The sequence below is a fragment of the Paenibacillus herberti genome (assembly GCF_002233675.1).
Lineage (GTDB): Bacteria > Bacillota > Bacilli > Paenibacillales > Paenibacillaceae > Paenibacillus_O > Paenibacillus_O herberti.
The window spans coordinates 564481-576919 of record NZ_NMUQ01000002.1; the positions used below are offsets into that span (position 1 = coordinate 564481).

Sequence of the window (12439 nt, forward strand, 5' to 3'; positions counted from 1 at the left end):
AACAAGGTTTACGTATAGAGCCCCGCCTGCTTTAATCGCAGACGGGGCTCGTTTGTTTAAATAAATGGATGACCGGCTTTTTCCAGTGCCGCTTTAGCTTTGTCGATGGAGTGTTGCTTAATCAGCAAATAGTCGGTATTAAACGTTGAAATCGCAAAAATGCTAATCTCTTGCTCCGCCAAAGGGTTGGCCAGAGAGGCAAGAATGCCGGTCAATCCGAAGTCCAGCACACCCTCTACCTTAATGCATTTCCAATCCTGTTCGATCTCGCCCCCGGTGTTATCCGGTATTACCGATGATGAACAGACTATGGAAAGTTCTTCGTGTGTACGGGAGACGGAAAAAAATTCACCTTGATCCGCCCAAGACGGCACTTCTGCGCGCGGGGGAAGCTTAACGATGGAAAACGTCGAGTTCAATAATACTAAGTTCATGGGTATTCCTCCTTCAAAAACAGTCGAAATGTCATCCTTGTTGATGGCTTCTATTTTACCCATAAGTGGGGGAGCGACTCAAGTTAGTCTATTTTCTGAAGCAGATTCCATCGGATGGGCTTATTCCGCTCCATTTGGATTCAGAAAGCCCGTTTTTTTAAAAATAGGCTTTAAAATCATTTTTTTGTGTGTATCCCCTCATACTCTATAGGCATGAGGGGAGAGGTTCTTTTTGGGCTGTAGACCTAATAAAAAAATAGTGGATTATATTATTATTGGTGCAGGAACGGCTGGAGGGATTATCGCTAAAAAACTAACGGACAACCGTCATACTCGTGTTCTGGTTCTTGAAGCAGGAACGAACATGACTAAAGAGTTAAGCAGTCCTAATCTTATAGAATCTCTCACTAATGCGACCAATAATAAACATTCGTTTAATGTCGCTACAATATTGGAGCAACAAATCCGACGACAGATGATTACAGGCAGCGGACGCGCTATTGGCGGAAGCTCCGAACATAATGGCATGTATGCTGTACGGGGAAGTAGCGACCTCTATAATACATGGGCAAATCTAAGTGGAAATCCTCTTTGGAGCTATGATAAGGTCCGGCCGTTATTTAAAGAAAATGAAACCTATACAGGAGCGACACAAAATCCTCAAGAGCGTGGTTTTAAGGGCCCTATATTTATTAGACAACAAAATATTCCTAATAATGGATTAATTCAAACCTTAACAGAAGCAACCCACCAGGTTTTTGGCATCCCAATCGAGGAAGATTATAATACAGGAATCAGAGATGTCGTGTCTTTAAAAGCGCAACTTACTCAAAAAACGGTCAATGGAAAGCTTGTCCGATCATCTACAGCAACAGGATATTTAAACAGAAAGATTGTTACTCAAGGAAATGAGCTCCATCCAAATGAATTTGGAGTTAAAGATCGAAAATTAATTATTTTAGCTAAAACGACTGTAAATAAAATACTTTTCAAACGCAAGGGTACTATTAATATCGCTTATGGTGTTGAGTTTATCAAGAACGGAGTTTGCGAAGTAAGATATGCACGTAAAGGGATTATTGTCTCTGCGGGCCAATTTTCCTCCGTTATCCTCCAACGATCTGGGATTGGGAAACCCGAGGATTTAGCAAAGGTCGGAATATCCACTTTGGTTAATAGCCCTAATGTCGGTTACAACTTTCAAAGTCAATATGGTGCAGGTATCGGGATAAGAGTAGAAACGGGCAGACTGCTTCAAGTTATGGCTGCTGATCCGAATGATCCCATTACTCTTAACGCGTTCAAAAAAGAGGATAACCCGATCGGAGGCAGACGGCTTTTATTGTTAGGTTTACCGATTCCATTCCATATACCTGTTCAGGATGTTTTCGTAAATGAGTGGGATTTTGATCCGGCAAAACCAAGCAATGTGATGTCTTTGGGAATCTCCGATTTGAACCCGAGCAGCAGAGGCATCGTCATGATCGCGCATAGCGACCCGGAGGCTTATCCAACTATTGATTTGAACCCGCTGGGAAATCCTGATGATGTAAATTTCCTTGTGGAAAAATACATGGAGACCCATCAAATGATTGTTAAGGCACGTCAGCTTGATCCAGAAGGCATCTACGAGGTTGTTTACCCCAGTGAAAGTATATTCCAACTGCCCGATACCGATAAAAGGGCCCAATTAGAAAATTATGTCAGAGCTTCTTATTTCAATTACTACCATTTCGGCGGACAGTGCAAGATGGGAAAAACAATCCACGAAGGGGTTGTAGACGGGTTCCTGAATGTTTTTGGTACGAAAAACCTTAAAGTTGCTGATCTTTCCATTGCTCCGATTTTACCTGATGGTAACCCATCTTTAGGGGCACAAATGATTGGGTTGAATGCAGTCCGATTTATTAGAAATGAATCACGTAAATCTTGTAGGTCCAGAAATATATCCGGATGCCCGACCAAGAGCAAGTGCTGTAGGAGCGACAGGAGCGGCAAAACCAGCCACAAAAGGTCGAGTAGTTGCAAACCTACGAGCAATAATCGGTGCAGGCGATCAGGTGCAAAGCGGCTAATTAAAAAATAGGAAAAGTTTAACTAGCTCACGGTGTCGAAGAGTAGATGAATGGACACTTTTATATTATCCCATACAGCCAAAAAAGCAGTCTTGCGCATTCGCAAGACTGCTTTTTGACCAATTAGCTTCTATTCCATGCGCATACGCTTGAACTGCTTCAGCAGACCGTCCTCGTGAAGGACCATCCAGTCGGCAAGCGACTGACGCAGCTCGGCAAGCTTCCCTGCGTAATCCTCATGCTTGACCAGATTTGTCATTTCATGAGGATCATTTGTCAGATCGTAAAGCTCGTCCATGTCGCCGCAATTGAACACATACTTGTACGTATCTTTGCGGAGCATGCGTTGGGTGAACATAGCGCCCTCGAGGCCAGCTCCCTCGGTTACGACGCAATCCGGCCATTCGGCCACAGTCTCTCCGTCCAGCATCGGAGCGAACGATCGGCCATCCGATCCTTTTGGAGGGGACCCGGCGCCTGCAAGATCGAGAATCGTCGCATGGATGTCACAAGTGCCAACGAAGCTTGCTTCCGTCCGTGATTCCTCCAAACCGCTGGCTGGCTTGACGATGAGCGGGATGCGGCAAGTTTCTTCATACATGAAGAACGATTTGTCGCAAAGGCCGCCGTGGATACCAAGCGACTCACCATGGTCAGCTGTGAAAATAATAATCGTATTATCATACAGATTATGCTTCTTCAAGTAATCCATCAGACGTCCAACCTGGGCGTCGATGCTGCTCATAGCGGCATAGTAATGTTTGATATACGGAACAAAGTCGGCCCATTCTTTCGTATTTCCTTTTTTAATCTGATGAATGGACGGTTTATCCTTATTGTCGTCGTAGAAGTTCGGCCATGGCTCAAGCTCCACATCGCGGTACCAGTTCAGGAATTCCGTTGGCGCAACATAAGGTTCATGCGGTCCCCAGAAGTTCAAGGAGAAGAAGAACGGATCTTCCCGATCACGGAACTGGTCGATATAGTGAATTGCCCGCTCCGTCAAATAATATTCCACAGAGGACTCGATCGGCGAGGTCAATTCGGAAGCATAGTGGAACTCGAAATGGCCGCTGACCTTGTTCTCTTCCTGCCAAGTAAGCCCGTTATCTGCCAAATACTTCTTGAATTCCGGGTAACCCATACCTCCGCCGCCATGACCCGCAAAATCGTCGGCTTCATAACCAACGTCTGTAGGCAGCGACCGATTGCCCGCAGCAATATCAGGGAAGCGGATATAGGCGGTGTTTCCTTGCAGCCATTTGCCTATTTCTGGACCAAAGCCAAGATGCCATTTGCCCGTGTAGCCGATGCTGTAATCCTGCTCCTGCAATTGTCTGCTGAGCAGCCGCGACGTATCTGGAAGTTCATGTACCATGCTGCCCATGCCGTAGGTATTCGTCTGCATTCCGTGTTTGAACGGATACATTCCCGTTTGCATCGAAGCCCTTGCCGGTGTGCATACCGGACAGCTTGTGTAGGCATTTTCAAAAACGACGCTTTCTTCCGCCAGTTGATTCAAATTCGGGGTTTGGCATACTTGCCCGCCATAGCTGCGCAGCGTATCGACCCGCTGCTGATCCGTTTGGATGAATAGGATGTTCGGACGGCTTGGCGATTGTTCATTCTTATGCGACATGGTCGTTCCTCCTAAATATCATTTGAATAGAGCAGACAGAGCCTCGTGTACCATCGCTTCACCTAGAGAATCGCTCTTGGTCGCAAGCGCTTTCAGATCGTGAAAAAAAGAGAGTAACTCCTTTCACTCACAACTGTTACACCCCTATGCTACCTGTCGGGATGTTCAATTGTAAATTTGTGAATCCTGCTTTTGTTGGTCGCTTTTTACATTATGCTGCCTCATAGGGCAGGTTGAGCTAAATATGTCATTCATGACTTAGCTTGTCGTTTTTTACATTCGAGCCCCCGCATCCCTTGTCCTTGCTGGATTCCTGCATTCATTATCAAAAATAGAATAAGCCACTTCCTCCGAAAAAAATGTTTCCTTCCAGGGAGTGGCTTATTCATGATAGTCACAGTTGAAACTATTGCCTTACTTATTGGAACCCACTCAGCCGACCTCTTCGCCGTACCAGAGTTGGCGGAAGCTGTCGCTTGTGCGCAATAGCTCCTCCGCATTACCCTCAGCCTCTATCCGTCCATTATGAAGGACGATAATGTGATCCGCATGCGCAAGCGCGGCTTTGCGGTGGGAGACAACGAGACAGGCGGCATTGCCGCGCTCCTCGAACAGCCGCTCCCACAGACGGCGCTCCGTCTCCACGTCCAACGCGCTGGACAGATCGTCGAATACGTACATTTGCGCATCCCGCACCAGCATCCTTGCCGCAGCTGTCCGCTGGGCTTGCCCGCCGGACAGCTTGACGCCGCGTGGACCAACCATCGTATCGAGGCCTTGCTCCAGCCCGCCGATGTCATCCTCCATAACGGCCGCATGCAGCGCTCTGGAAAGGCTGCCCGGACGCTCCGGCTGGCCGAGCAAAATATTGTTGCGAAGCTGATCGCTATAAAGCCGTGGAATCTGAGCCGTATACGCGCTCTGCGGCGGGACAAAGAAATCGGCGGGACGTTCGACCCGCTCGCCATTCCAGTTGATCTCTCCAGCCTCCGCGGGCAGCAGCCCAAGGAGCGCTCGAACGAGCGTCGTTTTGCCGCTGCCGATCATGCCCGTCACAACGGTAAAAGATCCGGCTCGCAGCGTCAGATCGATATCCTCGATGCCACGACCCGTCTCTGGGAAGCGATAGGATAGTCCGCGCACCTCCAATATTTCCAGCGGCGGCGCCTGATAAACAGGGATGAGCAACTCGTCCTCTATCGAAGCCATGATGGCCGGCGATTCCTTACTCTCATCGCCTGAGGCCATATCTCGCGTTGCGATGCTCCCTGCTGATGAGTCCGACTTGCGTCCGTTTGCTGCCGCACCGTCACCCTCTCCGACTCGCCGCTTGCCAATCCCGATATAAGCCGCTTTTGTGAGCAGCGATGCCGGTGCTCCCTGCAACATCGTCTTAATCCGCTCGAAGCTGACCGCCATCTGTTTGTAGTAGGTCATGAAATTGCCCAAGTTGGAGATCAACTGGGTGACAAAGGTCAAATAATAAACGAATAGCGACAGATCACCAACGGTGAAGTCTCCGCTGCGCATCTTGTAACCAGCAAGCACCAAGATCAACCCAGTTCCCAGATTGACAGAATTCGTGAATACCGAGGTTAGCGTCTCTGTCAGCAGCTTATCCTTAACCATCGAATCGCGCCGATGCTCGCTAAGCTGTACAAAGCGATCTACGATGCGCTTTTCTGCACCGGCAACCTGGATCGCCTGAACGTTAGAGAACATCTCGCTGATTGCGCCCGTCACCTTAGCGGTAGACTCACGGCTTGCTGCACGGTACTTCTGGATGCGCGCCGTGGCAATCTGCGCAGCAGTCACGACAAGAATGAGCGGTACAAATACGAGTACGGTCAGCTGCAGATCGATGGACACCAAAATCCAGCTTGCTACAGCGACGAAGCCGACCAGGCCAAGCATGTCGACCGACCAGCTTACCGCATCCTCCGACTGCTCGACATCATCACGGAAATTGCTGATCGCCTCTCCCGGCGAGGAAGGAATCGCGCGCGCTCCCGGCTCACGCAGAACATGAGCGAGCATATTGCGGCGCAGAAGCATGCTGATGCGGGTGCGCACATTCACATCCGTCAAACATCCAAGATAGATCAGTGCAATGCGACCGAGCGCGGCCGCGACGAGCAACGCTGCAATCGCCCATACGCCATAAGGGAGAGAGTAACTCCCTTCCAGATGATCAAAAAATGCCTTGGTCAACAGACCGGGGACGAGCGGGACCATATGAATCAGTGTCCAGACGAGCAGATTAAGTAAATAATAGCCGGGTCGGTACCGGATCATCCGCCAGAAGAAATGCCTTGTTTTCATGCCAGCACCTCTTCCATTCCGACGGCTAACATGCGGCTGAAGCGCGATTTAGGGTCCGCAGCCAACTGCTCGCGCTCGCCGCTCTCCAGCATTTGTCCGTTCTCCAGGATAAGAATTCGGTCAGCCCGCTGAACAGTTGCCAACCGATGGGCAATAATGATACAGGTTTTCTCTTCCAGCAGACGCGAAATCGCCGCCTCGATCCGTGCTTCCGTCATCGGGTCAAGCCGCGAGGAGGCTTCGTCGAGAATGACCAGCCCAGGATTCGTCAGAAATACCCGGGCAAAGGCAAGTAGCTGTGCCTCTCCAGCCGAAAGACTTCCGCCGCCGGAAGCGAGCACCGTGTCCAGCCCCTCCGGAAGCGTGTCATGCCAGGCTCCGAGACCCAGCTCATGCAGCACTGCGGATATACGGTTGTCGGGAATACTACTGTCGAACAACGTCAGATTGTCCCTCACCGTTCCTTCCAAAATTTCAATGTTCTGCGTCACCATCGCTACTTTGCGACGCAGCTCATGCAGCTTGAAATCCCGAATATCCGTGCCATTCAGATGAACGCCGCCCTTTTGCGGATCGTAGAACCGCAGCAGCAGACGGGCTAGCGTCGTCTTGCCGCTTCCTGTGCGGCCGAGCAGGCCGAGAGTCTGGCCGGGCTCCAGCTTCAGTTGCAGCCGATGCAGCGTATTGCGGCTGCCTTCTTCGTAAGCGAATTCCAGATCGCGGAATTCCACGGACAGAGGGCCGTCCGGCAAGTTCGCACCCGGGCCGTCCTGAATTTTCGACTTAGTCGCCAGCAGCTCGCGCACGCGAATCAGGCTGGCGTCGGCCTTTTGCAGGTCCTCCAGCTGGGTTCTGATCTTCTCGATCGGCTTGGCAAGCAGCTCTGTATAATAGAACACCAAATAGATGGAGCCGATGGTCAATCCTCCCTGCCCGCTCTTCCAAAGCCAGGCGCAGACGAGAAATGCGACTGCATTGCCGAGCGCAAAGACGAGAATCGTCGTGCTCCACATGGTAGCAAAGCCTAGAAAAGCCCGCAGCCGAAGCGGCAGCATACGACGAGTAAAATCGTAGAACCTGTTCATGACATAACCGGCCGCACCGTTGGCGCGAGTGTCCTCCGTCCCCTCCAGATGCTCCCCGATAAAGCCGTAAAACTCGGCGGTCATCTCTCTCCACCGTTTCCATAGCTGCACCGAGTATCGCCGAATCCACTGGATGACATATACCGCACCCACGACAAAAAGAGTCATAGCTAGGCCGATCCACACATTCTCGCGATACAGCAGCACCAAAATACCGAGCATGAGTACGAGATTGCCCGCCAAATGGATGATGAAGCTGGAGAAAAAATTCGCCAGTGCGTTTACATCGCCGTCCACCCGCTCAATCAACGCGCCGGAAGTTTGGGTCTTGTGAAAGCTCATGTCCAGAGACAAACAGTGCTCTGCCAGCTCCGCGCGCAGTTTGTTGGTCGTCGTCCAGCCCAGATTCTCGCTGAAATAGGATGCAGCGACCGATATGCCCTGCTGTAGCAGGGAGAATAAGATAAAAAAGCCGCCCGCGTAGTACAGCGCTGACAAATTGCCATCGCCCTGGGCCGTGTCGATGAAATATCGGATAATCTGTGGATTTACAAGCTGGAGTCCAATCGAGAGGAGCAACAGGATGCTCAGCCGGATCAGCAGCCGCTTCTGCGGAAACACATAGTGAAGGAGCATTTCCTTATACACGGCCCAGCCTCCCCCGGCCCTCTTTCTCCCTTTCTTTTGTTCCCCTGGCACACGAACACTTCCTTCCATTCCGTAACTCTATCCCAGCCGTGAGGAACGCGTCAATGGCGAAATTGGCCTAAATTGAATTGACCGCTCCGTACATATTTATTTTCCTGTAATTGGGCATTATTCCTCACTTAGGATTTTGTCCAGGTTCCGATTCTCAACGATTTCAGCGTCTGCAACGGGCAAGAGGTTGGAAGGGATATCCAGCATCCCATAGATGCTAAACAAGGGGGCGAACCGTTATAATGAGGCTTACGAGTTTAGAAAGGGGAAATACAACATGTTCCATACCACCGTATACGAAGGTACTCTAGAGCAGCAGTACGATACCGTCATTCGTCAGCTGCAGTCGCTGATTGAGGACGAGCCGAATTTCATCGCCAACCTCGCTAACGCTTCGGCACTGCTAGGACAGTTCTTGCCGGATATAAACTGGGCAGGCTTCTACCTGCTGGATGAAAAAGGGCTCGTGCTCGGTCCCTTTCAAGGAATGCCCGCATGCGTGCGCATTCCGGTCGGACGTGGCGTATGCGGCACGGCAGCCAAGCGCAGGGAGACTATGCTCGTCCCCGATGTGCATGCTTTTCCCGGACATATCGCCTGCGATGCCGCTTCGCGTTCCGAAATCGTCGTTCCGCTGCTGACACCTAGCGGTGAGCTGCTAGGTGTGCTCGACATCGACAGCCCGTCGATCGATCGTTTTGGCGAGATCGACCGCGTGCAGTTGGAGCGCTTCGCTGGCGTTCTGACGGCAGGACTCTAGTCTCTAGGGCCATCGCACGGCCCGAACCAAGCCGTAGCTGACTTCAACGACTTCAGCACATCTTAAGACCAAACGTTTACGTGGTAACCGAGTAAACTTTTCAGCCGCTCGATTCGTTCCCTTTTGCGTAGAAGACGAAAAAGGAGAGCAACGACATGGTCGAAACGACTACCGCAGGGAAAAGACCGCTATACCTGAAAGCCGCGATGCTGCTCGATTTTGGCTGGAAACAAGCGCTCAGCTGCGTGTTCCCCCTGGTTATTTTCGGGGCTCTCGGCTTAACCAAGGTTATGAGTATTCCCGGCATTGCTCGGTATGACTTAATATTACTTATCTGCTTGGCCGCCCAAGTCGGCATGCTGCTGTCGAAGTTGGAGACGCTTGGCGAGCTTAAAGTCGTCCTGCTGTTTCACGTCATCGGGCTCGCTCTGGAGCTGTTTAAGGTGAACATGGGCTCATGGAGCTATCCCGACGAAGGCTGGAGCAAAATCGGCGGCGTTCCGCTGTATAGCGGCTTCATGTACGCCAGCGTGGCCAGTTATATATGCCAAGCTTGGCGCAGGCTGGACCTGCATTTCTTCAAATGGCCGAACGCGAGACTGTCGACGGGACTCGCTGCGCTCATTTACGCCAATTTTTTCACCCATCACTGGCTTCCAGATTTCCGCTGGTGGCTGACCGGCCTGATCGTCCTGCTGTTCTGGCGCTCCATCGTGCAGTACAGCGTAGCCGGGCAGCGCTTGCGCATGCCGGTGCTGGCCAGCTTTCTGTTAATCGCGCTGTTCATCTGGCTGGCCGAGAACATCTCTACCCTGCTGGGAGCCTGGACCTACCCGGATCAGCAGCTTGGCTGGACAATCGTCCACTGGGGCAAGCTCAGCTCCTGGTTTTTACTCGTCATCATTAGCATTCTGCTGGTGGCCGCACTCAAGGGTAAAAAACCGCTGAACCTCACGAATTCGTGAAGTCCAGCGGTTTTTTTGCTGGTTTAAATTACCCCGTACCTAGCCCGTAGCACTTTCAGGTGATGAAGCTCATGACCGCTGATGACGGAGGCGATCAGCAGCACGTTATGGCGTAAGCCGTTAGCTACGCCCTCGCGCTCCCAGTCGCCCGGCCGCAGGCCGCGTAGCAGCGTCAGCGTCGACTCCCGAACCGCAGCATAATCCGCCAGCGCAAATTCCAGACTCCACTCATCGAACGGCGCTCCAGTGACGAGCTGATTCTCATCATATCCGGGCAGCTCGGTCTTGTCGCCCCGTGCGATCCGCAGCAGGCGATAGCCCATAATACGTTCATTGTCCGTAATATGTCCGAGAACCTGACGTATGCTCCATTTGTCGGGAGCGTATCGGAAAGACGCTCCTTCCTCACTAAGACCGCCGAGCAGAGCTAGCGTTTTGCTCTTTTGCTGCACGAGCAGCTCGATCAGATCCCCTTCCGGCACGCAAGTGACATAAGGAATTTCAAATTCAGGCACAGTAGATAGGTCTGGCCTAAGCTTCATAGCTGAACACCTCCAAAGTTATCTCAAATCCTTCGGCAGGTGATGCGCGAATCCTGCTTGCGCTTATGCTGCTTGGCCGACTAGACTGACGAGCGTACCAGTTATCAGAACCGCCTATTCGTCCTTGAATCGGAATGAACGAGCGATATAAAGAACCGGCGTGGAAGCGACTGAAATAACGAATTTCAGTAGATAGGTCGTGAGGAAAATCTGAATCCAGATGCTCCACGTATAGCCTGGGTAAAAGGCGAACGCTATCGTACAGAACACGAGAGAATCAACGAACTGACTCAGAATCGTGCTCCCGTTGATGCGAATCCAGAATTGATTACGCCCGCTGTACTTGCGCTTCAGCGACGAAAACACACGCACATCCAGATACTGACTGATTAAGTATGCACTCAGACTGGCCAGCGCCAGACGCGGCATAAGGCCGAAAATCTTACTAAGCGGTTCATGCGCGAAGTCTCCCTCGGCCGGGTTAAAAACGAGCACCATCTGCATCATGACGGTAGTGGCGAGCAGGATGAAAAAGCCGAACCAGACCGCTCTGCGGGCATCTTTACCCCCATATCGTTCATTAATCAGATCGGTAGTCATATACAACGAGGCATAAATCGTGTTGCCTAGCGTCATGACGATGCCGAACATTTCAATCGTCTCCGTCACTTGAATGTTGGCCAGCACCGTCGCGAAGCCGATCCAGGCGTACAGCCCCATTTTGCCGAACATCCGGAAGCAGGCCAGAAATAGCGCGAAATTGACAAGGACGAAAAATACGCCCCATAAAAAATTAAACATGAGTCCCCCCTAGTTTTGGTAACGCGGGATGGTTACGAACCGCGTGCGACAGAGAATTTCGAGCTGGACGCAGAAATCCCACGAAGCTCGCCTGTCGAAAAACCTGGTCTATCATAGCACAGATGATGGGATGCCAAAAGAGAGAGGTTGAATTTTCCTGGAGGGGTCTGCCGAAAAGTGTGACGAGTAGTATAAGCCTTACGTAAAAGAAAGACCTGCGCTCCCGTACCCCATTATTGTATTAATCTGACTAACCCCGGACGATGTGATCGAGAACGCAAGCAGCAGCCGATCTTCAGGAGAGATGGGGAAATTAAGTCCTGTTAATATGCCTCTACTGTTACGGCCTACTGTTGTCACACCCGTGATCGGGGGAGCTAGTAGAAGCGTCGGTTCGCCTACAGGTACAAATGTATCGTCTAGAGTTGGAGAGTGGAAAAGGCTAACTTCTACAGTAATTATTGTTCCAGGGAGGCTATAAGCTTGACTTGTGCTGAAATAAGCCGCAAGTGACGTAATCGTACCTGCACGCGGTACAGAAAAAGCAAAGTTAATCACTGCACCTGTCGAGGTCAGATCAATTGTGGTTCCCGCGAAGGGGATCCCAGAAACTGCGTTCCCAAATCCAACCAAAGCCACTGTATCCGGAGTTCCTCCGCTCGAGGATGTCAGCGTCAACGTCTGCCCGCTTGAAAAAGGAATAACGGCACTGGAACCGGCAATGCCCGTTGCTCCAGTTACACCTGTGACTCCCGTGGCTCCCACCGTTCCGGTCGCTCCAGTCACTCCGGTGCCTCCCGTGGCTCCGGTTACACCTGTGGCTCCCTCTGTTCCAGTCGCTCCAGTCGCTCCGGTGCTTCCCGTGGCTCCGGTCGTTCCAGTCGCTCCAGTCACCCCGGTGCTTCCCGTGGCTCCAACTCCCGTTGCCCCGGTCGTACCCGTTACTCCCGTTACTCCTGTCGTTCCAGTCGCTCCGGTCACCCCGGTGCTTCCCGTGGCTCCCGTTACACCTGTGACTCCCGTGGCTCCCGTTACTCCCGTTACTCCCGTTACTCCCGTTACTCCCGCCGTTCCGATCGCTCCAGTCGCTCCAGTCACCCCGGTGCTTCCCGTGGCT

General features: G+C 51.6%; 10 protein-coding genes. 3 read left to right on the forward strand and 7 right to left on the reverse strand.

Annotated features, from left to right (window positions below):
* Window positions 1–56: 56 nt before the first annotated feature.
* Window positions 57–434 carry an ACT domain-containing protein gene (locus CGZ75_RS15025; RefSeq protein WP_089525094.1) on the reverse strand — a complete coding sequence of 126 codons (378 nt, stop codon included), beginning with the start codon at window positions 432–434 and terminating at the stop codon, window positions 57–59.
* Window positions 435–666: 232 nt separating this feature from the next.
* On the opposite strand from CGZ75_RS15025, the gene CGZ75_RS15030 reads away from it, so the two are divergent.
* Window positions 667–2520, forward strand: coding sequence for a GMC family oxidoreductase (locus CGZ75_RS15030; protein WP_089525095.1), 1854 nt, complete (start codon window positions 667–669; stop codon window positions 2518–2520).
* Between the two features lie 119 nt (window positions 2521–2639).
* Here the strand turns inward: CGZ75_RS15030 and CGZ75_RS15035 are convergent, their stop codons facing one another.
* The 3 genes from CGZ75_RS15035 to CGZ75_RS15045 form a co-directional block, all read right to left on the reverse strand.
* Entirely contained in the window at window positions 2640–4148 is a 1509-nt protein-coding gene (locus tag CGZ75_RS15035; RefSeq protein ID WP_089525096.1) for a sulfatase family protein, read from the reverse strand.
* Between the two features lie 432 nt (window positions 4149–4580).
* A complete protein-coding gene (locus CGZ75_RS15040; protein WP_089525097.1) occupies window positions 4581–6470 on the reverse strand; it encodes an ABC transporter ATP-binding protein in 1890 nt (629 codons plus the stop codon).
* Complete coding sequence (locus tag CGZ75_RS15045) at window positions 6467–8191, reverse strand: ABC transporter ATP-binding protein (protein WP_176444919.1); 1725 nt, start codon at window positions 8189–8191, stop codon at window positions 6467–6469. Before CGZ75_RS15045 ends, CGZ75_RS15040 begins: the two co-directional genes overlap by 4 nt.
* Window positions 8192–8531: 340 nt before the next feature.
* Between CGZ75_RS15045 and CGZ75_RS15050 the strand changes: the two genes are divergently transcribed.
* Together CGZ75_RS15050 and CGZ75_RS15055 are read left to right on the forward strand one after the other, a co-directional pair.
* Window positions 8532–9014, forward strand: coding sequence for a GAF domain-containing protein (locus tag CGZ75_RS15050; protein ID WP_089525099.1), 483 nt, complete (start codon window positions 8532–8534; stop codon window positions 9012–9014).
* Window positions 9015–9169: 155 nt separating this feature from the next.
* Complete coding sequence (locus CGZ75_RS15055; protein ID WP_176444857.1) at window positions 9170–9979, forward strand: DUF817 domain-containing protein; 810 nt, start codon at window positions 9170–9172, stop codon at window positions 9977–9979.
* Between the two features lie 23 nt (window positions 9980–10002).
* Here the strand turns inward: CGZ75_RS15055 and CGZ75_RS15060 are convergent, their stop codons facing one another.
* From CGZ75_RS15060 to CGZ75_RS25625, 3 genes are all read right to left on the reverse strand, one after another.
* The gene (locus tag CGZ75_RS15060) at window positions 10003–10521 is read right to left on the reverse strand and encodes a DinB family protein (protein ID WP_089525100.1); all 519 of its coding nucleotides are present in this window, start codon (window positions 10519–10521) and stop codon (window positions 10003–10005) included.
* Window positions 10522–10635: 114 nt separating this feature from the next.
* Window positions 10636–11322, reverse strand: coding sequence for a queuosine precursor transporter (locus tag CGZ75_RS15065; protein WP_089525101.1), 687 nt, complete (start codon window positions 11320–11322; stop codon window positions 10636–10638).
* A 198-nt stretch (window positions 11323–11520) separates the two neighbouring features.
* A partial coding sequence (locus tag CGZ75_RS25625) for an exosporium glycoprotein BclB-related protein (RefSeq protein ID WP_281255114.1) occupies window positions 11521–12439 on the reverse strand: 919 nt, incomplete at its 5' end.